This is a genomic window from Microseira wollei NIES-4236 (genome assembly GCF_020521235.1).
In the GTDB taxonomy this organism is placed as follows: domain Bacteria; phylum Cyanobacteriota; class Cyanobacteriia; order Cyanobacteriales; family Aerosakkonemataceae; genus Microseira; species Microseira wollei.
Map to the genome: position 1 here is coordinate 1 of NZ_BLAY01000183.1, position 20,361 is coordinate 20,361.

The 20,361-nt window shown below is 47.1% G+C and carries 24 protein-coding genes and 2 pseudogenes; 15 read left to right on the forward strand and 11 right to left on the reverse strand.

The window, feature by feature from the left end; translation table 11 throughout:
- Window positions 1-182: hypothetical protein (locus tag MiSe_RS39155; protein WP_226590878.1), on the forward strand; the 182-nt coding region annotated here is incomplete at its 5' end.
- Here MiSe_RS39155 and MiSe_RS39160 read toward each other — a convergent pair.
- Window positions 169-1,551, reverse strand: a complete 1,383-nt coding sequence (locus MiSe_RS39160) for a cation:proton antiporter (protein ID WP_226590880.1) — start codon at window positions 1,549-1,551, stop codon at window positions 169-171. The genes MiSe_RS39155 and MiSe_RS39160 overlap by 14 nt on opposite strands.
- A gap of 165 nt (window positions 1,552-1,716) precedes the next feature.
- Window positions 1,717-2,907 (reverse strand): annotated as a pseudogene (locus MiSe_RS39165) (SulP family inorganic anion transporter); the annotation flags it as partial.
- Between the two features lie 132 nt (window positions 2,908-3,039).
- On the opposite strand from MiSe_RS39165, the gene MiSe_RS39170 reads away from it, so the two are divergent.
- The gene (locus tag MiSe_RS39170; RefSeq protein WP_226590882.1) at window positions 3,040-4,227 is read left to right on the forward strand and encodes an RNA-guided endonuclease InsQ/TnpB family protein; all 1,188 of its coding nucleotides are present in this window, start codon (window positions 3,040-3,042) and stop codon (window positions 4,225-4,227) included.
- Window positions 4,228-4,230: 3 nt separating this feature from the next.
- On the opposite strand, the pseudogene MiSe_RS39175 reads toward MiSe_RS39170, so the two are convergent.
- A pseudogene (locus MiSe_RS39175) lies at window positions 4,231-4,596 on the reverse strand (SulP family inorganic anion transporter); the annotation flags it as partial.
- A 126-nt stretch (window positions 4,597-4,722) separates the two neighbouring features.
- Here MiSe_RS39175 and MiSe_RS39180 point away from each other — a divergent pair.
- The 4 genes from MiSe_RS39180 (at window position 4,723) to MiSe_RS39195 (ending at window position 10,541) form a co-directional block, all read left to right on the forward strand.
- Window positions 4,723-4,884, forward strand: coding sequence for a hypothetical protein (locus MiSe_RS39180; RefSeq protein ID WP_226590885.1), 162 nt, complete (start codon window positions 4,723-4,725; stop codon window positions 4,882-4,884).
- A 655-nt stretch (window positions 4,885-5,539) separates the two neighbouring features.
- A complete protein-coding gene (locus MiSe_RS39185; RefSeq protein WP_226590886.1) occupies window positions 5,540-7,399 on the forward strand; it encodes an NAD(P)H-quinone oxidoreductase subunit F in 1,860 nt (619 codons plus the stop codon).
- Window positions 7,400-7,596: 197 nt separating this feature from the next.
- Window positions 7,597-9,084, forward strand: coding sequence for an NADH-quinone oxidoreductase subunit M (locus MiSe_RS39190; protein WP_226590889.1), 1,488 nt, complete (start codon window positions 7,597-7,599; stop codon window positions 9,082-9,084).
- 155 nt (window positions 9,085-9,239) lie between these two features.
- Window positions 9,240-10,541 carry a CO2 hydration protein gene (locus tag MiSe_RS39195; protein WP_226590891.1) on the forward strand — a complete coding sequence of 434 codons (1,302 nt, stop codon included), beginning with the start codon at window positions 9,240-9,242 and terminating at the stop codon, window positions 10,539-10,541.
- A gap of 343 nt (window positions 10,542-10,884) precedes the next feature.
- On the opposite strand, the gene MiSe_RS51495 is transcribed toward MiSe_RS39195, so the two are convergent.
- Complete coding sequence (locus MiSe_RS51495; protein ID WP_264196835.1) at window positions 10,885-11,013, reverse strand: hypothetical protein; 129 nt, start codon at window positions 11,011-11,013, stop codon at window positions 10,885-10,887.
- Window positions 11,014-11,052: 39 nt separating this feature from the next.
- Between MiSe_RS51495 and MiSe_RS51500 the strand changes: the two genes are divergently transcribed.
- Both MiSe_RS51500 and MiSe_RS39200 read left to right on the forward strand, forming a co-directional pair.
- Window positions 11,053-11,178: a hypothetical protein gene (locus MiSe_RS51500; RefSeq protein ID WP_264196837.1), complete on the forward strand. Its 126-nt coding sequence runs from the start codon at window positions 11,053-11,055 to the stop codon at window positions 11,176-11,178.
- A 26-nt stretch (window positions 11,179-11,204) separates the two neighbouring features.
- On the forward strand, window positions 11,205-11,360 hold the full coding sequence (locus MiSe_RS39200; RefSeq protein ID WP_226590893.1) for a hypothetical protein: 156 nt from the start codon (window positions 11,205-11,207) through the stop codon (window positions 11,358-11,360).
- Between the two features lie 112 nt (window positions 11,361-11,472).
- Here the strand turns inward: MiSe_RS39200 and MiSe_RS39205 are convergent, their stop codons facing one another.
- Window positions 11,473-11,679, reverse strand: coding sequence for a hypothetical protein (locus MiSe_RS39205; protein ID WP_226590896.1), 207 nt, complete (start codon window positions 11,677-11,679; stop codon window positions 11,473-11,475).
- A 187-nt stretch (window positions 11,680-11,866) separates the two neighbouring features.
- Between MiSe_RS39205 and MiSe_RS39210 the strand changes: the two genes are divergently transcribed.
- From MiSe_RS39210 to MiSe_RS39225, 4 genes are all read left to right on the forward strand, one after another.
- Window positions 11,867-12,022, forward strand: coding sequence for a hypothetical protein (locus MiSe_RS39210; RefSeq protein WP_226590899.1), 156 nt, complete (start codon window positions 11,867-11,869; stop codon window positions 12,020-12,022).
- 68 nt (window positions 12,023-12,090) lie between these two features.
- A complete protein-coding gene (locus MiSe_RS39215; RefSeq protein WP_226590921.1) occupies window positions 12,091-12,474 on the forward strand; it encodes a 2OG-Fe(II) oxygenase in 384 nt (127 codons plus the stop codon).
- A 540-nt stretch (window positions 12,475-13,014) separates the two neighbouring features.
- Entirely contained in the window at window positions 13,015-13,605 is a 591-nt protein-coding gene (locus MiSe_RS39220) for a slr1658 family protein (RefSeq protein ID WP_226590901.1), read from the forward strand.
- Between the two features lie 50 nt (window positions 13,606-13,655).
- Window positions 13,656-14,009 (forward strand): slr1659 superfamily regulator, encoded by a 354-nt coding sequence (locus MiSe_RS39225; RefSeq protein WP_226590904.1) that lies wholly within the window; start codon window positions 13,656-13,658, stop codon window positions 14,007-14,009.
- A 75-nt stretch (window positions 14,010-14,084) separates the two neighbouring features.
- Here MiSe_RS39225 and MiSe_RS39230 read toward each other — a convergent pair whose 3' ends face one another.
- Complete coding sequence (locus MiSe_RS39230; protein WP_226590907.1) at window positions 14,085-14,486, reverse strand: fasciclin domain-containing protein; 402 nt, start codon at window positions 14,484-14,486, stop codon at window positions 14,085-14,087.
- Between the two features lie 116 nt (window positions 14,487-14,602).
- Window positions 14,603-15,751 carry an RNA-guided endonuclease InsQ/TnpB family protein gene (locus MiSe_RS39235; RefSeq protein WP_226590910.1) on the reverse strand — a complete coding sequence of 383 codons (1,149 nt, stop codon included), beginning with the start codon at window positions 15,749-15,751 and terminating at the stop codon, window positions 14,603-14,605.
- Between the two features lie 333 nt (window positions 15,752-16,084).
- Between MiSe_RS39235 and MiSe_RS39240 the strand changes: the two genes are divergently transcribed.
- Both MiSe_RS39240 and MiSe_RS39245 read left to right on the forward strand, forming a co-directional pair.
- Window positions 16,085-16,927, forward strand: coding sequence for a universal stress protein (locus tag MiSe_RS39240; RefSeq protein WP_226590912.1), 843 nt, complete (start codon window positions 16,085-16,087; stop codon window positions 16,925-16,927).
- 33 nt (window positions 16,928-16,960) lie between these two features.
- Window positions 16,961-17,155, forward strand: a complete 195-nt coding sequence (locus MiSe_RS39245; RefSeq protein WP_226590926.1) for a hypothetical protein — start codon at window positions 16,961-16,963, stop codon at window positions 17,153-17,155.
- On the opposite strand, the gene psbM is transcribed toward MiSe_RS39245, so the two are convergent.
- On the reverse strand, window positions 17,105-17,218 hold the full coding sequence (gene psbM / locus MiSe_RS39250) for a photosystem II reaction center protein PsbM (RefSeq protein WP_226590914.1): 114 nt from the start codon (window positions 17,216-17,218) through the stop codon (window positions 17,105-17,107). The genes MiSe_RS39245 and psbM overlap by 51 nt on opposite strands.
- A 7-nt stretch (window positions 17,219-17,225) precedes the next feature.
- On the opposite strand from psbM, the gene MiSe_RS51505 reads away from it, so the two are divergent.
- Window positions 17,226-17,360 (forward strand): hypothetical protein, encoded by a 135-nt coding sequence (locus MiSe_RS51505; RefSeq protein ID WP_264196850.1) that lies wholly within the window; start codon window positions 17,226-17,228, stop codon window positions 17,358-17,360.
- Between the two features lie 49 nt (window positions 17,361-17,409).
- On the opposite strand, the gene MiSe_RS39255 is transcribed toward MiSe_RS51505, so the two are convergent.
- The 3 genes from MiSe_RS39255 to MiSe_RS39265 all read right to left on the reverse strand — a co-directional run.
- Window positions 17,410-17,706: a 2Fe-2S iron-sulfur cluster-binding protein gene (locus MiSe_RS39255; RefSeq protein ID WP_226590923.1), complete on the reverse strand. Its 297-nt coding sequence runs from the start codon at window positions 17,704-17,706 to the stop codon at window positions 17,410-17,412.
- Window positions 17,707-18,081: 375 nt separating this feature from the next.
- Window positions 18,082-19,770: a TolC family protein gene (locus MiSe_RS39260; RefSeq protein WP_226590916.1), complete on the reverse strand. Its 1,689-nt coding sequence runs from the start codon at window positions 19,768-19,770 to the stop codon at window positions 18,082-18,084.
- A 204-nt stretch (window positions 19,771-19,974) separates the two neighbouring features.
- Window positions 19,975-20,361 (reverse strand): sensor histidine kinase (locus MiSe_RS39265; protein ID WP_226590918.1); only part of this gene is annotated, 387 nt, incomplete at its 5' end.

Consider the following 20,361-nt stretch of genomic DNA (forward strand, 5'->3'; position numbering starts at 1 on the left):
TTACCAGGCGGGAGCCTTTGCGTTACCAGGCGGGAGCCTTTGCGTTACCAGGCGGGAGCCTTTGCGTTACCAGGCGGGAGCCTTTGCGTTACCAGGCGGGAGCCTTTGCGTTACCAGGCGGGAGCCTTTGCGTTACCAGGCGGGAGCCTGGTAACGAGGGAGAGGATATTACCCAACATTAGCGGGTTCTTTAGCGGGTTCGATTGGTTGATTAGGTTCCACTGGTTGCTTAAATACCAACCGCAATAAAGGTGGTGCTAAGAAGGTGGTCATAATCACCATGATAATAATCGCCACTTGCAAGGGTTTATCGAGAGTACCGCTAGCCGAACCAATACCAACAAATACCAATCCGACTTCACCCCGTGGAATCATGCCAATTCCAATCGCTGGACGGTTAATTCCGGGTTGACCAAAAACTGACCACCCCGTCACAACTTTGCCTAAAATCGCCACGACGAGCAAGAAGATGGCAATAACTAACCCGGCGCGGTTTTCAGGATTGATGGGATTGAGGACGCCGATATCTGCTTTTGCACCGACGGTGACGAAGAAAATCGGCACCAAAATATCAGCAATTGGCTTGACTTGTTCATCGAGTTCGCTGCGGTCATCGGTTTCGTCTAAAACTAAACCTGCTGCAAACGAACCCAAGATGGCTTCTAAATGAATGGCGCTGCCAATGAAAGCCATGAAGAAAGCAAAAATCATCGCTGGAACAATTAGGTTTCCGCGAGTTTTTAATTGCTTGGTAATGGCGCTAAAGGATTTATTGAAGAACTTGCCGAGGAGAATCGAACCGATGAGAAAAACAGTCGCGCTGACAATCAGATAGATAACGTTCCAAACATCGATTTCGCCAGTTTTGGCAAGGCTGGCAACCACTGCCAAAACGATAATTCCCAAGATATCGTCAATGACCGCAGCACCGACAATAATTTGACCTTCTCTCGATTTGAGTTGCCCAATTTCTGACAAAACTTTGGAGGTAATACCGATACTGGTAGCCGTCAAAGCCGCACCGGCAAAAATTGCGGGAATTGCTGCTACGTGAAACAGCAGCATCAGTCCCGCAGTACCGGCAGCAAAAGGAACTGCGACGCCGACACAGGCCACAATGGTGGCTTGATAGCCGACTTTTTGCAATTCCTTCAGGTCTGATTCCAGACCAATTTCAAACAATAGAATAATTACGCCCAGTTCGGCGAGAACCGAGACAACCTCGCTTTGCGATTGAAAGATTGACGTAACTGCTTCGGTATCAAGGTCGCCCAGAAATTTTAAAAGGGTCATGATAACCGAGTCGGAAGCATTGGCTCCGCTTTCGGGAAATACAACCAAATGCAGAGCAGATATACCGACAACGACACCCGCAACTAATTCGCCTAAAACAGGCGGAAAGTCCATCATTCTGGAGATTTCTGCACCGACTTTACTGGCAATATAGATCGCCACTAAACTCAGCAGCACTCCTGTGAGAACTACGGGAGCATATTCGGCTTCGGTTGCTGTTGCAAGTAGGGGAGAAATTGAATTAGCCAACTCTATCATGAGGAATAATTCTCGCTCTAGAAATTGATGGAAACTCTTGCCAAAGTCGATATTTTGCGAAAGTTATGACTGATAAAGAGAAACCCGGTTTCTACGAACAATTGTAGGCTGGTTAACGAAACCTCTACGAAGAAACCGGGTTTCTGGCATCAGAAAATTTTCTAACTAGGAACGCACTGTAGCGTCACTGGGTTCGGTGGGGAAGCCTTTGGTGGCAGTACCATTGGCTTGGACTCGATTGTACTTAACCAAGTCAACGGCTTGGCGAAGTGCTTCGGTGCGATCGTCTAAAAAGCGATCTGCTCTGACAAAATCCATGATGCCAAATTTTTCTAACGGCTGCTTGACTTTGCCCGCCGCACCGACGATGAATACTTGACGATTTTGGTCAACGGCATCTTTGATCGCATTTTCAATCGCTAAAGAAGCCGTGACGCCCATCATCGGTACATCGCTCAAGTCTACAATTAGCACATCTGCGTCTCGCATGGCGGCGTGTTCGCGTGCGATCGCTTTCGATACCCCGAAGATCATCGGGCCACTCAAGTAGAACAGCAGTACCCGTCCATCTGCTTGTTCGATCAGCTGCTTCTCTTCATCATTTAATACGATGTCATCATCCGCATCGCTGATGGTTTTAACTTCTTCAGAATGCAATTCAGAAAGACGTTCAATTGTCAAGATATTGGCAATGAACACCCCAACGCCTACGGCAACAATCAGGTCAACAAATACGGTGAGCAACAACACCCCGTACATGATGATGCTGCCTCTGAGGGATACTTTATGCGAGCGTTTGAGGAAGCTCCAGTCTAGAATATCAACCCCGACTTTCAGCGCAATCCCTTGACCGATTAATTCTTTATCCGATTTGTGTTCGGTGCGGGTTAAGCTATCGGCAATTACCGCAGTCAGCAGGGTGTCGATGCATCCCAACATCCCCAGCATGATGCCATCCACGATCATGATCGTGAATTGGGCGGCGGTAAACGTGGGCATTTGCAAGGTGGGCAATCCGGTGGGGATTTCGCCAATGCGTCTGATATCAGCAGCGCCAAAAACCGTCAGAGAAATCGCCGTACCGACAATTAATGCCACGAGTTGGGGAGGGGCAAACCGCTTTAGTTTAGCTGGCATGAAGAACAGAATTGCCAGGGTCACTAGGCCCAAAGTCAATTTCGCCGGATTCACCTTGGATAGCAGTACGGGTAGGTTTTACACCATTCCCAATCCGCCACCTTTGGGATTCGGCTGTCCGACAAAGGGCGCAATCTGAAGGATGATCAGAATTACCCCAATCCCAGACATGAAACCAGAAATTACGCTGTAGGGCATCAGGGCTAACAACAGTGACAAAAAACCTACTTAAATCTCCTTAAATCTTGCTAAATGTTCACCGATGATAAAGGTTTGCTAAGATTTTCCCGCCCTTGCCCAGCTTGAGCGTAAAATTACACTCACAACTGATAGTCATGGGCCAACCCTTTCGTGCTACTCGGATTTAAAACCCAAATCCAACTCAAAAACTCTCAAGCTCAACTACTGGCTCAACATGCAGGAGTAGCACGTCATGCTTGGAACTGGGGTTTAGGATTAACCAAAGCCATCCTAGACCACAATCAGACCCACCCAGAGGATAAAATCAAATTCCCCAGTGCCATCGATTTACATAAATGGCTAGTAGCATTAGTCAAATCCAAATATCCTTGGTACTATGAGGTATCAAAAACCGCCCCTCAATATGCATTAATGCACTTAAGAGAAGCTTGGAAAAAGTGCTTTCATTCACAAGCGGGCGTACCAAAATTAAAGAAAAAAGGCCGTCACGATTCATTTACCCTAGAAGGGACAATCAAAATCATCAGTAAAAATAAAATTCAAGTACCAGTCATCGGAGGATTAAAAACATACGAACGTTTGCCTATTGGCATCACACCAAAGACAGTAACGATTAGCCGCCAAGCCGATAAATGGTTCATTTCGTTTAAAATTGAGGTGGAACCCACATGTACCCCAAAAGCAATTGATATCGTTGGGGTAGACTTAGGAATCTTCAATTTAGCCACACTTTCAACTAATGAAGTCTTTGTCGGCGCCAAAAAAACTCGGCAACTGCTCAAACAGCTAGCTCACCTGCAATGGAGTCACCGACATAAACAACTCCACTCGAAAAATTGGCTCAAAGCCAAGACAAAAATAGCGCGACTGCATAGCCAAATTGCTAACATTCGCTCTGACTACTTACACAAGTTGACCACCTACCTCGCCAAGAACCACGGTGTGGTGGTAATTGAAGACTTAAACGTTAGTGGTATGTTAGCTAATGGAAAGCTAGCTAAGGCTATTGCGGATGGGAGTTTTTATGAATTTAAACGACAGTTAGAGTATAAATGCCCACTTTATGGGGCAAAATTGATTGTAGTTTCCCGGTGGTTTCCTAGTTCTAAGACTTGCCATTGTTGTGGTGAGGTGAAACAGTCTTTATCTTTATCAGAGCGGATTTTTCAGTGTGAAAAATGCGGTTGGACATGTGATAGAGACTTGAATGCAGCCTTAAATTTAGAGCGAGTAGGGAGAGCTGCTCCCGAATTTACGCCTGCGGACAAGAAGGAGCCGACTCCCAAGGTAGAAGCAGGAAGTCAAGCCCAAATCAGTCTCTTAGGTAGATTTGAGTAGGTTTGGCAGAGCGGTAATGTATTTACCCAGCTTGAATACCCCGAAAATAATTTGAAATATCCCCGCCAGCATGACGACGGTGAATGCCATTGCTAAACCTTGATCCGGGTTAGCAGCGGTCAAGGACGCGATAATGGTGGTTATGACCACGGTCATCGCGCCGGTGGGTTCGGAAATTAAGGTCGGCGTCCCACCAAACAGTGCGGCAAAAAACCCGACGCAAGCAGCGCCGTAAAGACCTGCTACTGGACCGGCACCGGAGGCGACCCCGAACGCTAGCGCCAGGGGCAAGGAGACAATCGCGGCAGTGACGCCACCAAACAGGTCACCGCGTAAGTTTCGGAAATGGATTTTGTTTGTTATCTGCATAATTGAGCCAAAATTTTTGACAAAAAGGGGGTGGGAACGGCTGTTAACTGCCGATCTCAAGGTCAATTAGGTTTTAGTTGGCAACGGGAGTGAAACTTACGGCGGTAAATAATTTGGATTGAAAAATTGATTAATCATCTCTCTCTCCAGGCAATGATTTTGGACTTCTTTCCTCAAACAGTTAGGGTTGTTCGCCTTGCGATCGCTTTCCTTCGGCAGAAAACCTTTCGCAAGTTATCGGGTTTATTGCGATCGCGTCGCCTGTGCGTAGCACGTATCGCTCCTTAAGATCGGTTGGCGAACCTTATCCCCGCACGCTGTCCGAACCGCAGTTCCGTTAGCTGTTTTTACTCGGTTAAATTTTTTACATATCCCAGGTGATGTAAATTTATCACCTATAACAGAACAATGGTTAACCTAAAAGATAAAACTATTAAAGAAAAATTAAATAACGTTGATAACTTTTTTTATATATATAATGTTTCCTAGCTTTACCATATATTTTTATCTATGAATAGGTCAGGCGATCGCTCAACTTAGTGAAAAACCACAAAAAGAGCGATTAGTCAAGCTTAAATTGTGGTTAAGTCAGTAGGCATCAACGGGTTATAGTAAGAAATACTTATCAGCGCGGCGGACGCAGATTTTTTGATTGACATCGGTACGCGATCTACTTTATAAGAGAAATCAATCATAAATATTGTCAACAATAATAAGAGTCCTAAAAATAGGTGGGACGATCTATGGGTTCTATATACGGAACTCACAGTTTACCATTGGGTAAATTTATGGCTCGCCTGTTCGGAAAGCGATCGCTGAATATTAGACTTAGATCTCATCAAGATTAAAAAAAGATTAATCGACATTAAGTTGGATAATCTTAATCAACTGGGGAGCAATTGCTGCATCCTCTTATAGAGGTTCGTGTAAAGAGGTAATGTAGATGTTTCAGTTTCTGCTTCAGAGTGCATGGTTGATACCGTGCTACGCCTTAATCGGGGCGGTTTTAGCGATACCTTGGTCGCCTGGATTGATTCGGCGGACGGGGCCGCGCCCTGCCGGGTATATAAACGAGATTGCGACGGCGATCGCATTTTTGCACGGCGTTTTGGCCCTACCAGCAACCTGGAATCAACCCGCGCAACAAGTCCTGATTCCCTGGCTGAATGTAGCGGGTTTGGATTTAACCATCCCAGTGGAACTTTCTTCATTAACTATTGGCGCAACTATCGTGGTGACGGGTTTAAACCTGCTTGCCCAAATGTACGCCGTCGGTTATATGGAAATGGACTGGGGATGGGCGCGTTTTTATTCCCTGCTGGCATTGTTTGAAGCGGGGATGTGCGGACTCGTGCTGTGCGACTCGTTGTTCTTCGCCTACTTTATTCTGGAAATTCTCACCTTGGGAACCTACCTGCTGATTGGACTTTGGTTCTGTCAGCCATTGGTAGTCACGGGTGCGAGAGATGCATTCTTAACCAAACGGGTGGGCGACTTGTTGCTGCTGATGGGAGTATTGGCAATCTATCCCTTAGCAGGAACTTGGGATTTTTCCGAATTAGCTGCATGGGCGAAAACTGCCAATGTAGACCCTACAGTCGCTACTTTATTGGGTTTAGCATTACTCGCGGGACCGATGGGTAAATGCGCCCAATTCCCGCTGCATTTGTGGCTGGACGAAGCAATGGAAGGGCCAATGCCGGGGTCGATTTTGCGGAATACAGTGGTAGTAGCAACGGGTGCTTGGGTGCTGGTGAAGCTGCAACCTGTAATTGCACTTTCGCCGGTGGCGATGTCGGCGGCGGTAATCATCGGGGGTGTAACGGCAATCGGCGCTTCGTTAATTGCGATCGCCCAAATCGATATCAAGCGCACTTTATCTTATCCGGTCAGCGCTTATATGGGGTTGGTGTTCGTCGCCGTGGGGACGGGACAAACCGAAGGCGCTTTGTTGTTGGTGTTGACTAACGCGATCGCCATGGCACTATTAGTCATGGCGGTGGGTGCCCTAGTTTGGATGAACGTCACCCAAAACGTCACCCAACTCGGCGGATTGTGGTCGCGCCGCCCGATTACCGGCATATGTTTTATTGTGGGGACGTTGGGGTTAATTGCATTTCCCCCCTTCGGCGGCTTTTGGGCATTGCTGAAAATCGCCGATGGGTTGTGGAGTACCCAACCTTGCTTAGTGGGAATCCTGCTACTCGTTAACGCCCTAACAGCGTTTAATTTCACCCGCGTATTCGGGTTAATTTTTGGCGGAAAACTGCAAGAAATGAGCGTGCGATCCCCCGAATGTTTCTGGGCAATTACGCTGCCAATGGTAATTGAATTAGGCTTCGTTTTGCACCTGCCTTTAATCCTGCAAAGTTGTCAGTTGCTACCTTCCTGGGCAGAACTAAATAAAGATGTCGCCCTCATGTTAATTTGGTCGAGCATCTTTGGCCTCAGCATCGGTGCAGTTGTTTATCTGGGTAATCTAATTCCAAAACCAGTCCAACTGCCCTGGAAACCGCTACAAGATTTATTCGCTTACGACTTTTACACCCCCCAACTTTACCGCATCACCATTGTATTTCTGGTTGCCTTAGTGTCGCAAATGACAGCTTGGTTTGACCGTTACATTATTGATGGCGTGGTGAACTTAGTCGGTGTGGTAACGGTTTTCAGCGGTCAAAGCTTGAAATATAACGTTTCCGGTCAGACGCAGTTTTATGCCCTGACAATCTTGCTAGGAGTCGCACTGTTGGGATTGTTAGTAAGCTGGCCTTTATTGTCGCGTCTTTCTCTGCTAATTGGGTAATGGGTAATGGGTAATTGGTAATTGGTAATCGAAAAAAATCGCCAACTACCGACTACCTTGTTTGTAGTTGCGCTTAAGCGCTAAAGATAGACTACGAACAAGCTGTATTAGCGCCATTATTCTGACTACCCACTACCAATCACCAATGACCAATCACCAATGACCAATCACCAATGACCAATCACCAATGACCGTTTATGCTGAGTACATTAATCTGGCTACCCGTATTGGGAGCCGCTGTTATTGGGTTTTTGCCGGGAAATCAAACCGCGAATCAGTTACGTAATATAGCCTTAGCGATCGCAACCGCTATCGTGCTGGCAACGTTCTGGCTGGTAAGTCAGTTTGACATAACGAATTCCGGAATGCAATTTCAGGAATTTATCCCTTGGATTCCCCAATTAGGCTTGAACTATAAGTTGGGAATTGATGGGTTATCTTTTCCGCTGCTGGCTTTAAGCAGTCTGCTAATTTGGATTGCGATTATAGCCGGCAATAATATTCAACGCCCCCGGCTTTACTACTCTTTAATTCTCCTAGTTTATGCTGGGGTCGCGGGTGGATTCGCGGCACAGAATTTGCTGCTGTTCGTCCTATTTTACGAAATCGAATTAATTCCCTTTTACCTGTTAATTGCGATTTGGGGCGGTGAGAAACGCGGCTATGCAGCGATGAAGTTTCTCATCTATACAGCTCTATCTGGGATATTAATTCTGGCAGCATTTTTGGGTTTAACTTGGCTGTCTGGTTCCACCAGTTTCGATTACAACTCCCTATCAACCCAAGCATTACCCCTAACTAGCCAGCTAATTTTGCTCACCATGTTGTTGGTGGGGTTTGGGATTAAAATTCCCTTGGTTCCCCTGCATACTTGGTTACCAGATGCTTATACCGAAGCTTCGCCGCCTGTAGCGATTATGTTGGGCGGTATTCTGGCTAAATTGGGAACTTATGGTTTAGTCCGGTTTGGTTTGGGTTTATTTCCCGAAACTTGGGCGCTTGTCGCTCCCGGACTATCTATTATTGGGGTTGTGAGTGTAGTTTATGGGGCATTGAGCGCGATCGCGCAAAAAGACATCAAACGCATGGTAGCTTATAGTTCCATCGGTCACATGGGCTATATTTTAGTTTCCGCCGCCGCCGGGACTCCTCTAAGCGTTTTGGGTGCTGTCGCTCAAATGGTCAGCCACGGACTCATCCTCGCCATACTCTTTTATTTGGTGGGGATTGTCGAAACCAAAGTCGGCACTCGCGACTTAGATGTCCTCAACGGTTTAATGAACCCTGTGCGGGGTTTACCCCTCACCAGTGCTTTGCTCGTCGCTGGCGGCATGGCAAGTGCAGGAATTCCTGGTTTAGTAGGATTTCCGGCTGAATTTATGGTGTTTCAAGGTACTTTCGCAGTCTTTCCAGTCCAAACCCTGATTTGCGTCATTGCCAGCGGTTTAACGGCAGTTTACTTTGTAATTCTGCTCAACCGCACCTGTTTTGGCAAATTGGACAACAATTTGGCTTACTATCCCAAAGTTTTGTTGATGGAAAAAGTCCCAGCATTAGTCTTGGCAGCGATTATCTTGTTTTTGGGAATCCAACCAACTTGGTTAGTCCGCTGGACTGAACCAACAACAACCGCAATTGTTGCCGTGATGCCACCCGTTAGCGCGCAGCAAGTCGCTCAAAAATAGGTAATTGGTAATAGGTAATGGCTAATGGCTAATGGCTAATGGCTAATGGCTAATGGCTAATGGCTAATGGCTAATAGCTAAAAAAGCATTTACTACCTATTACCAATTAGCAATTAGCAATTAGCAATTAGCAATTAGCAATTAGCAAGAACACCATGACAGCAACTATACCCAAACCGCAATCCAAATCGATTATTCCACCCTCGAAGCACGAATTCGCCGAAGTCATTCACCGTTTGGAAGCAGGCGGTTCGATGCTGCCGGATACGCCGGAAAATTTGATGCAAATTATCGGCATTTATAAAGCATATGCCGTGCCGATGGATTTCTACTGGCGCGACTTGCTTTATATTGCCGAACGAGTCTTTTTAAATCCATTTCCCTTTTTTAAATACTTCCTGCCCCAGGAATATTTAGACCTGCACAACCACTACGCTGGCGATGATGCAGATTTGCGAATCTGGCGGGGGCAAGCTTCTGCCCACCCAGAACTTTTGGCATTTATGGAAAAGGGTGAAACCCGGAAAATGCCGAAGTTATTACATCATTTGTGGCACGATCGCATCAACATGGAATTTGCAGAAGCTTGCATGTACGCAATGCTTTGGCACCAAAAGATGGGCGGTAGATTTAACGATTATCTGGAAAGCGACGAATACAAAGCTAATGCAGACCGAGCAATTAAAGCCTACTTTAAAGGCAATAAGGTGATGCTGGAACTGTATAAATTGTTTCCAGAAATGTTTTACGAACAGTGCCGCATGATGTCTTATTATTCCAATCTGGGACTGTTCTGGGAAATCATGGCGCCGGTGTTCTTTGAAATGTCCGATATCTACGATGAAGGCGGGTTCAAAGGTGTACCTGATGCGATGAATTTTCTGATTAACGGGATCTTTGCAATCGCAGGTCGTCCCATCTACCACCATGTCTACGTCGGTGACGAATGCTACGAAATTATCCCCAAATCAAAGGGCTTTATGTGGCTGTACGAAGCTGCATTACCCTATGTAGAAGCGGTGTTCTATCGCACCGCACCTTTTAGGGGTACGAAGTCTTACAATGCTCAAGCAAAACAAGTCCCCGACGAGCAAAAAGACTTCCACTACGGCATTCTTTATGCCGACGTATTTCCGGTAGGAACTGCTGGTATTCCGCCCACATTATTGATGCAGGATATGCTGCATTTCTTGCCTCCCTATTTGGTGGATTACTACAAGCAACACTGCCGGGGAGAAGAGGATATGTTAATCCAAATTGGGATTACTTTCCAACGCTCGATGTATAACGTAACTTCGGCAGTAATTCAAGCTTTGCGGTGCGCCTTGTTGTATCCTTTAGACGATCCAAATCCGAAGCATTTAATGGCAAATCGTAAGTTCTTTGAATCGCAAATGGATCGGTTTATTCGTCCTGAATCTCGTCTGCGACAAATACAACGGCAGGATTATCGGTAATCTATGTAGGGGCACGGCAGGTTTAAGTTTATCTGTTTTTATCAGAGATATCCGACGCCGTGCCCCTACTGCGGCAGATTCAGCGACAGGATTATCGGTAATGCGTGTAGGGGCACGGCAGGTTTAAGGTTATCTGTTTTTATCAGAGATATCCGATGCCGTGCCCCTACTGCGGCAGATTCAGCGACAGGATTATCGGTAATGCGTGTAGGGGCACGGCAGGTTTAAGGTGATCTGTTTTTATCAGAGATATCCGATGCCGTGCCCCTAGGTTTTACCCTGGATTTTGGGGCACGGCAGGTTTAAGGTGATCTGTTTTTATCAGATATCCGATGCCGTGCCCCTACTGCGGCAGATTCAGCGACAGGATTATCGGTAATGCGTGTAGGGGCACGGCAGGTTTAAGGTTATCTGTTTTTATCGCAGATATCCGATGCCGTGCCCCTAGGTTTTTCCCTGGATTTTGCGGCACGGCAGGTTTAAGGTTATCTGTTTTTATCAGAGATATCCGATGCCGTGCCCCTACGTTTTTCCCTGGATTTTGCGGCACGGCAGGTTTAAGGTGATCTGTTTTTATCAGATATCCGATGCCGTGCCCCTAGGTTTTTCCCTGGATTTTGGGGCACGGCAGGTTTAAGGTTATCTGTTTTTATCAGATATCCGATGCCGTGCCCCTACGTTTTTCCCTGGATTTTGGGGCACGGCAGGTTTAAGGTTATCTGTTTTTATCGCAGATATCCGATGCCGTGCCCCTACTGCGGCAGATTCAGCGACAGGATTATCGGTAATGCGTGTAGGGGCACGGCAGGTTTAAGGTGATCTGTTTTTATCAGAGATATCCGACGCCGTGCCCCTACGTTTTTCCCTGGATTTTGGGGCACGGCAGGTTTAAGGTTATCTGTTTTTATCAGAGATATCCGATGCCGTGCCCCTACTGCGGCAGATTCAGCGACAGGATTATCGGTAATGCGTGTAGGGGCACGGCAGGTTTAAGGTGATCTGTTTTTATCAGAGATATCCGACGCCGTGCCCCTACGTTTTTCCCTGGATTTTGGGGCACGGCAGGTTTAAGGTTATCTGTTTTTATCGCAGATATCCGATGCCGTGCCCCTAGGTTTTTCCCTGGATTTTGGGGCACGGCAGGTTCAAGGTGATCTGTTTTGATCGGAGATATCCGACGCCTTGCCCCTACTGTTATTTAAAGGTTATCTGTTTTTATTAGAAATCTCGAATGCCGTGCTACTACCGTTATTGCAACAGGAGGAATTTTAAAACGATAAAATAGAGATACGTCAAGCGATCGCAATTCATCCCCCACTCGTTCCATGACCCGGAAAGATTTGATTCGTCACCAAATTTTTACAATTGAAAATATTCTTTCACCAGCAGAATGTGCCGAGTATATTGAATTAAGCGAAAATATTGGTTACGCCTGCGTCCTGACATCGGCAATAACGAGCGCGTTATCCTGGATGATTTAGAACGGGCGGCAAATCTTTGGCAACGGGTATCTGCTTATATTCCGGAAAAAATTGGCAGGTGGAGGGCGATTGGATTAAACGAAGGTTTTCGATTTTATCGCTACGATCCGGGTCAAAAATTTGCACTACACCACGATGGTTCCTATCGGAGATCCAACGGTGAAGAAAGTTTGTTAACGTTTATGATTTACCTAAATGAAGGTTTTGCAGGAGGAGAAACCCGATTTTATGTAGGGACACGGCATCCTTTGGATCTGAGAAAAACAGATAACCTAAACATGCCGTGCCCCTACTATGGCGATCGTAGTGAGATTTCTGTAGTTCCAGTAACGGGAATGGCGTTGTGTTTCATCCACGATTTAGCCCAGGAGGGAGCATCAGTAATTCGGGGACGCAAGTATGTTTTACGGTCGGATGTAATGTATAGCGCTCGCGCGCAACAACCTGAGTAGGCAGACATGGCAAGAGTTAAAAACTCTCATTTAAGCTTCAGTCCACTTGCGATAGCAACGAGTAGTTATCAAGTAAGGGTGAAAAACTTCTAGAAAGTTACGCTGAAGCGATCTGGCTACCTTAAACTATCATCTGATACTCTGCCAGAGTTGACCAGAAGCGATAATTCCCGCTTGGTCGATCTCGATGCCAGATTTGGATAGTGTCTACATCCCCAGAGCTGAACATATCAATGGCGTACACTATGAAGTACAGGACTTACGCCCATATTCCCGGTTTCTAGGAAAAATCCTTGGGAAAGGGAACCAGAGATCGAGGTCGAAACCGGGTTTCTGGCAACGCCCTTGCGTAAGTCCTGAAGTAGAGCAACTCTTTTAAGCCGTCAGACTCCACTGACCGTTGAGCGTTGCCCCAATCGGCAACAGATTGGCACCCACAAGGTGTTTGATGATATTACATTATGTGTACTAAAACAGAAATAGTCGGCAGCATCGCTAACAGACTCAATCCCAAAACCCCACATCCAACATTGAATGACCATGACTCAAACTTTCGGGGAATTTAGAGAAAATCTACCTACCGACCAGGAATTTTTAATCCTTGGATTCTCGCCGAGTTCGGTTTCCCTCAAGCAGCGCTGGCGCAACAATGGTTTGTCAGCTGATTTTATTGCCGATTACTTAACGACGTTCTTTCCAGTCAGCGAGGACGAACCAAGTACGAAAGAAAAGCAAGTGGAATTCAAAGGATCTGTTAATTACATTGCGAATGAGTTGCTGGAAAATGCGATGAAGTTTAGCGATGATACATGCAGTTACCCGATCAAATTTGGACTGCACTTGCTTAAGGATACAAGAGTTACAGTGGTACTGATCGTAACTAATAGTATTCCTGCCGAAGCTTTGGATAAGTTTCAAACCTTGATTCAAGAATTACTCGATGAAGATCCGGCAGAGTTATACATGCGGCAGTTAGAGAAAAATGCCTGCAACGATAAGGGCAACAGTTCTGGGTTAGGACTGATAACGATAAGGCACGATTATTTAGCCAAGTTGGGCTGGAAGTTTGAAACCGTGCAAAAAGAGCCTCAAGTAGTTGCGGTGACGACAATGGTACAGTTAACCTTATAGGGGCTAGGGGCTTGTTAGATTGATATCTACACCATTAGGAGACGGGATAGGTGGAAATTCAGGACATTCAAGGGGAAAACTACAAAGTAATCTGCGAACCAGCGACAGGAACCGTAAACTTTCAGGGCTGGTTGCGGCTAGAGGGAATGGCAGAGTACGCACCTATAGTGGATTTACTCAATAAAGTAACCGCTAATACTACTCCAACCATTACCCTAAATCTGAAGGATCTGCAATTCCTCAACAGTTCAGGCATTAATATGTTATCTAAGTTTGTGATAGACGTGCGTAAGAAAAAAACGATCCAGCTTGTGGTTAAAGGTTCTGAGGTCATCCCTTGGCAAAGCAGGTCTTTAAAAAATTTGCAGCGCTTGATGCCCGATTTAAAACTGGAATTTGAATGACCGAGAAAAGCGGCTAGGGATGAGGGGCTAGGTGCTAGGGAATATTGAGAAAATATAGTCCCTAGCCCCTAGTCGCTAGCCCATTAAGATCACTGTATCGATGACGTGAATCACACCGTTATCTGCTTCGATATCTGGCGCTACAACTGTGGCATTCTTGACTTCAAAACCATCCGAACAATCAATTCTGATCGGCGCCCCTTCAACAGAAATTACCTCATTCACTTGCGCTAGATCCGCTTTCATTAACTTCCCAGGCACGACGTGATAAGTTAAAATCCTAGCTAACTGGGGAATATTTTGCAGCAGGGTTGTTATCGTTCCTGGCGGCAGCTTGGCAAACGCATCATCAGTAGGTGCAAACACAGTAAAAGGCCCTGGACTTTTTAGCGTTTCCACTAACCCAGCTGCTTGGACGGCGGCAACTAGGGTGTTGAAAGAACCTGCACCTACTGCAATATCAACTATATCAGCCATATACTCCACCTGATTCAAAAAAGCTCCTTTAAGAAGGTTAAACTAATCTGGCTGCTATCTAAAACCCGGACAATGCCGGATATTAGTTGACACTTCTAAGGGGAGCGACGGCGCAATTAACCCTCTGTGTCCAGGCTCGGTTTAGCCACCCGAGCATAATTTTCCAAATTAACAGAGGCATTGAAGTCTCTATCAATTCTGAATCCGCAAGCAGAACACTCATAGACCCTAGCACTAAGAGACATGGGCTGCTGCTCACCACAGTTAGAACATAACTGAGTAGAAGGATACCAGCGTGAGACTAGAACCAACTTGGAACCATAGCGCTGTGCTTTGTACTCAATTTGTCGCCTGAATTCGTAAAAATTGGCGTCCGCAACAGCACCCGCCAGTTTATGGTTAGCCATCATCCCAGATACATTTAAGTCTTCAATAGCTACAACAGCGTGGTTTTTGCAGATGTAAGTTGTAGCTTTATGAGTCGCATCGAGTCTGATGTTTTTCACTCGTTGATCAGCTGTCGCTAACCTCAACTTTTGTCGGTGATATCGTTTGCTACCTTTGTGCTTGCGTCGCAACTGGCGCTGCAATCGTCCTAGTGAGGAGCGTGCTTTCCTCAAAGCTTGGGGATTGGCAATTACCACCCCACTCGACAGGGTAGCCAACTGCTTAACTCCCAAATCCACACCCACAAATTCCCGCGATTTAGGCGTAACTTCTGGCTCTATTTCATAGGTAAAGCTGATATACCAATTGCCAACTTCTTGTGAAAAGGAAATGGTAAATGCTTTTGTGGTGACATGGGGTAAGCCTTCAATTGTCGATACCCAGCCAATTGTGGGTAACTTCAATCTCGTCCCGCCCACAGCTATTGGTCTGCCGCTAGCATCAATGGTGAAACTATCGTGCTGACCCTTTTTTTTGAACTTGGGATAACTTGTTTTGCCCGCCAAGAAGTTCTCAAATGCCCTCCCCAGATGCTCGAAAGCATATTGAGTCACTTTTTGGCAAATGCCTTGCTCTTTAATCCAGGGATAGACAGACTTAACATGATTGTTAAAAAACTGCTTCAATGTCAAAGCATTGGGCTTCAATCCCTCAGAGTAGAGTGCGATCCATGTCCCCAGTCCCCAGTTAAAAGTAAAGCGAGCAATACCTGCGTGTTTTGCCATTAACACGGCTTGAGCATCGGTTAGTTTTAACTTGGTCTTGAGGGAAGTCAGCACGACTGGAGTGGGTAATTTGAGAGAGCGCGATTGTAACATATGCCAGAGAACTCCTGGGCCTGTTATACCGTGTCCTGTATTGTCCTATAAATTTGAGATTAAATCATGCTCCCACCTACAAAGAAAACAAGTTATATTATTTCATCGCTTTAGCTGGGGGTATCCCCAACCGAGCCTTCTGTATTGACAATTTTGCTATTAAGTGGTAAAGCAATAGGGGTAAAAAATTAGGGGAAAGCGATTGCTCATTACCAGTTTTGTAAAGGCTTGTAAAAGACTCGGCTTCGCGCGCACCCAGAAGTTTTATCTTGATATTAAATAGTCATCGATCGCTAGCTTCAAAAACTCGATCGATTCTAACCACAAAAACCGATGATAGAAAAAATATTGCTGGCTGACTCCGGAACGGGTCATTCTGAAGAAATGCTCAAGGTGTTGATGGAAATTCCTTCCATCAAACCCGCCTCCGTCACTGTCCTGCACGTCGTGCCGCCCCAAGTGACGTCTGAGGCTATGACTGAAAAATGGGAAGAAGGCGGTAAATTCCTCGCTACCGCGATTCAGTCTTTGAAATTAGATCCCAATCACGTCACCGCCATGCTGCGCCAAGGCGACGCCAAAACCATAGTCTGTCAAGTCGCCGACGAAATCGAGGCGGATCTGATTATCATGGGTTCCCGTGGACTCAAACGGTTGGAGTCGATATTGGAAAACTCGGTTAGCCAATACGTTTTTCAACTGTCCAATCGCCCCATGTTGTTGGTCAAAGACGATATTTACGTCAAAAAAATCAACAAAGTGATGGTGGCGATGGATAATTCTGAGGCTGCCAAACAGTGCTTGAAGTTGGCGATCGCTCTCGTGCGCGATATTAAAGGAGGTCAGCTAGTACTGGTGCGCGTCAATCCAAAAGGAACCACCCCAGCTACTCCCCCCGAAACCGATCCGGTGCTAGCACCTGCTGTGGCGGAAGCGAAGAAAATGGGCGTTTCTTACCGCTGCGTCATTGGCACTGGCAAACCTGGGGAAGAAATTTGCCGCATCGCCGAAGAGTCAACCGTAGACTTGTTAATCCTGGGGTCGCCGGATCGTCGCCCCTCGATCGCCAAAGGTCTGCCAGATTTAGACCGCCTGTTAGGTGCTTCCCTGTCAGACTATGTGCGAGTCTATGCCACTTGTCCGGTGTTATTAGCCCGCACCGTTGGTGAAACTTGATACAGCCTTGAAGAAAGAGGAGGCGGGGACGCGGTGATAGGGGGACGCGGGGAATGTTTTTTCACAAATCGACTCGTCGCCGCGTCTCCCACTCGACCCGTCTTCTTGTGCATAAAACAAGCCCCAGCTACCAACGAAATTAAGGCTGCTGGGGCTTGTTTTTTTGTCAGCAAACTGCTAGGATTTACCGCCTTCACGGCTAGCGGTTTGAATGTACAAAATGATTAAAAATGCAGCAGGGACAAGTACAAACAAAAGACTTGCAACAAACCCAAGGTCATTAACTTGCATGGAAACAGTGCCTCTATCAAAATCGCAAATCAATACGCCTAGAATATCATTATTCGCGATCGCTCATGCAGGAGCAGTCAGTCGTCACCCAAAAGACAAACAACTGACTGTGGACTTACGCAAACAAACCGGGTTTCTCTGAAAAATCGTCGCTGGGAAAATTCGCAGCCAGAAACCCGGTTTCTAGGATGTCAAGGCTTCGTAGCGACGATAACTGGCCCGTTTACCAGGGTTTGACAGGCTAGACGATAATTTTGTGGCTTTTTCTTCAGTTTGCGGTTTTCTACTTCGGTGCGGGGGGAAAGATTTTCCATCCCTTCGACGATCTGCACAATACAAGTGCCGCATTGACCGTAGCCACCGCAATTCATCATCTTGCCCGTGAACGTGTAGAGGTCGATGCCATTTTGCAGCATTTTTTCCCTTAAATTAGCGCCGTCTGCTGCTACTACTTCCTTATTTTCTTTGACAAATTTGATGTTAGCCATTGCCAGTCCGTTGTTCACCTAACTTTCCTTCCTTATGGATTATGTTACTTTACTTTTTGTTAAGAAGTATTGCCAAATTGAGCGGAACTTACCCAAGACGAGGCCAGAAACCCGGTTTCGACCGTGGATCTATCGTTCGCTTTGCCAAGGATGTTTCGTAGAAACCGGGTTTGTTGTTTTTCTGATGGAGAGGCGGCGCGTGCCCAGTTGGTGGCAATCGCGCAGACTGTTTCCCGATACCTGCCGTTGAAGAAGACGGGTCGAGTGGGAGACGCTCCTTTAGCGGAGAGGAGAATTGTCTAGAAAAATTCCCCGCTAAAGGAGCGTCACCCTGTCCCCGTGTCCTCTTATGTTCTAGCGGGTTTGGGTACATGGTTATGGCGCCGTCGCGGAGAGATTGCTGACTGCGCGCTGTAGGGTTGCCAGCGCCCGATTGTAGTCGAGAATGGCGCGGACGCGATCGCCTTCTGCCCGCGTCAGGTCGTTTTCCGCGTCGATGACTTCAGTTTGAGTCCCCACGCCTGCTTGGAAGCGCAAGCGAGCTAGGCGCAACGCTTCGGCGGCTTGTTCTAGAGCAACGCTGGCGGTTTGGATATTTTCCAGACTTGATTGCAAGGTGAAATAAGCTTGTTCTACTTGGAAGCGAATCCGGTGGCGATCGTTGGCAAATTGAGTTTCGGCGATCGCAATATCCGCTTCCCGTTGCTGCGCCTGTGCATTTGCCGCCCCGCCATCGAAAATACTCCACCGCAACCTCGCTCCTGCCGAATAGCCATCAGCAAGCCCTAAACCATCGTTAAACACATCCAACAAGTTGTAATTAAAAAATAAACTCAGTTGCGGGAATCGGTCTGCACGGGCGATGCGTCGTCGCTCCCTGCCGATGTTCCGTTCGACTAATCGCGCTTGCAACTCGGCGCGGTTTTGAAACGCCAGTACGATACTTTGTTCCAGCGTCGGATTCCACAGCCCCGCCACCGCCACCGGATCGGCTGCAACCATATTTACAGATTGAGGCAAACTCAATAATCGGGCTAAATCTCGCCGCCTGATTTGCCGATCCGAACGGGCGCGAATCAAGTTTTGATTTTCCCTCGCTAACTGCACCTGGGCGCGCAGAACATCGAACCGGGTTCCCAATCCCGCATCAAACAGCGCTTGAGCATCTTGCAAACTCCGCTGGGCATTTCTCACCGCCGACTCGGAAATTCGCACTTGCTCGTCGGCTTGTTGCAAGTCGTAGTAAGCAACGCTGACATCTAAACGAGTTTGCTCTCCCAGACTCTCTATCTGCAACTGATTGCGCCGCACCTGTTCTTGTGCTGCCCGAATTTGAGCCAATACCCGCCCGCCGGTAAAGATGTTGTAATTAATCGCTACCGTCGAGTTCAACGATGTTTGTGTTCTTTCTCGGGCGTCCGGGATGTCTCGATTGGGGTTGTCTTCTCGCTCGCGCTCGACTGCTGCACGGGCGGCTTCGAACTGAAACTCGCTTCCAGTTGATCGCCCCCCTGAGAACTCCACTTGCAAATCCACCGTAGGAAACAAACCCGCCCGTGCTTCGCCAAGGGCAGCTTGGGCGCTTTCCAGCTGAAGTTGAGCCACCTGTAGATCGCGATTGTTGCGCCGCGCCAGTTCGATTGCTTGTTGTAGCGTTAAAGGCTGAGTCACCTCGATATCGACTTCTTGCGGGCGGGTGGGAAACTGTAAAGGGTTGGGATTGGGTTCTAAAAACCCAGGAATTGCAGTGGTTCCCGACGGCTGTATGGGTGTAATCAGGGGTTTTTGAGGGTTCAATTGTGCTTGAGCTAAGGTGAAGACGCTTTGCGATCGCGCTAGTTGCACAGAGTGAGGAGCGAGAAAACTCCCCGTGTCGCTCAGTTTGCCCATCTGGGCGTTCCCCAAAGCGTTACCCTCTTCTGGGTGATGCCCAATCCCAGGGTAAGCTTGATTTGCCGTGTCCAGGGCGAACCCTGGTGTATTGGGAATGGCGATCGCATTCCCGTTAGGTATCGCGATCGCCGCACTCACACTCACAACCACAAAATTACGAAACGTAGACATATGTTTTTAAACCGTCTGCTGCCTTGATTAGGTGAAGTAGGACTTACGCAAAGATACCCGGTTTCTACGAAACATAGTTGGTTTGGCAACCAGAGATCAACTCTGAAACCGGGTTTCTGGCCTAGTCGTGCGTAAGTCCTGTAAAGGTTCAGACACTACAACCTAGTGCAGCATAGTCGATTGTTGGGCATGAGGCATAGGCTATCAAACTGGAATTTCCACAATCAACTCTGTCCCTTGCCCTGGGGCAGAAACACAACGAATTTGACCCCGATGTTTTTCTACCACAATTTGGTGGCTGATAGATAACCCCAATCCCGTGCCACTCCCGACAGGTTTTGTGGTAAAAAAGGGGTCAAACATTTTGTTGAGTACTTCCTCAGTCATACCAGGGCCATTGTCAGCAATCCGAATCACAATGCGGTCAGTTTTCTGCTTCTCAGGTTCAACCTGGGAATCAGATCCGCGAGGTTGCTCGAAATCGTTCCCAGGTTCAACCTGGGAACGAGATCCGCGAGGTTCGAAATCGTTCCCAGGTTCAACCTGGGAATCAGATGCGCGAGGTTGCTCGAAATCGTTCCCAGGTTCAAC

Bases quoted from the DNA above. Each gene is read 5' to 3' on its own strand.
- MiSe_RS39230 (WP_226590907.1), bottom strand. From the start codon at position 14,486: ATGGCTGATATAGTTGATATTGCAGTAGGTGCAGGTTCTTTCAACACC.
- MiSe_RS39235 (WP_226590910.1), bottom strand. From the start codon at position 15,751: ATGTTACAATCGCGCTCTCTCAAATTACCCACTCCAGTCGTGCTGACT.
- MiSe_RS39160 (WP_226590880.1), bottom strand. From the start codon at position 1,551: ATGATAGAGTTGGCTAATTCAATTTCTCCCCTACTTGCAACAGCAACC.
- MiSe_RS39240 (WP_226590912.1), top strand. From the start codon at position 16,085: ATGATAGAAAAAATATTGCTGGCTGACTCCGGAACGGGTCATTCTGAA.
- MiSe_RS39195 (WP_226590891.1), top strand. From the start codon at position 9,240: ATGACAGCAACTATACCCAAACCGCAATCCAAATCGATTATTCCACCC.
- MiSe_RS39200 (WP_226590893.1), top strand. From the start codon at position 11,205: ATGCCGTGCCCCTACGTTTTTCCCTGGATTTTGGGGCACGGCAGGTTT.
- MiSe_RS39255 (WP_226590923.1), bottom strand. From the start codon at position 17,706: ATGGCTAACATCAAATTTGTCAAAGAAAATAAGGAAGTAGTAGCAGCA.
- MiSe_RS39220 (WP_226590901.1), top strand. From the start codon at position 13,015: ATGACTCAAACTTTCGGGGAATTTAGAGAAAATCTACCTACCGACCAG.
- MiSe_RS39210 (WP_226590899.1), top strand. From the start codon at position 11,867: ATGACCCGGAAAGATTTGATTCGTCACCAAATTTTTACAATTGAAAAT.
- psbM (WP_226590914.1), bottom strand. From the start codon at position 17,218: ATGCAAGTTAATGACCTTGGGTTTGTTGCAAGTCTTTTGTTTGTACTT.
- MiSe_RS39185 (WP_226590886.1), top strand. From the start codon at position 5,540: ATGTTTCAGTTTCTGCTTCAGAGTGCATGGTTGATACCGTGCTACGCC.
- MiSe_RS51500 (WP_264196837.1), top strand. From the start codon at position 11,053: ATGCCGTGCCCCTACGTTTTTCCCTGGATTTTGCGGCACGGCAGGTTT.
- MiSe_RS39260 (WP_226590916.1), bottom strand. From the start codon at position 19,770: ATGTCTACGTTTCGTAATTTTGTGGTTGTGAGTGTGAGTGCGGCGATC.
- MiSe_RS39190 (WP_226590889.1), top strand. From the start codon at position 7,597: ATGCTGAGTACATTAATCTGGCTACCCGTATTGGGAGCCGCTGTTATT.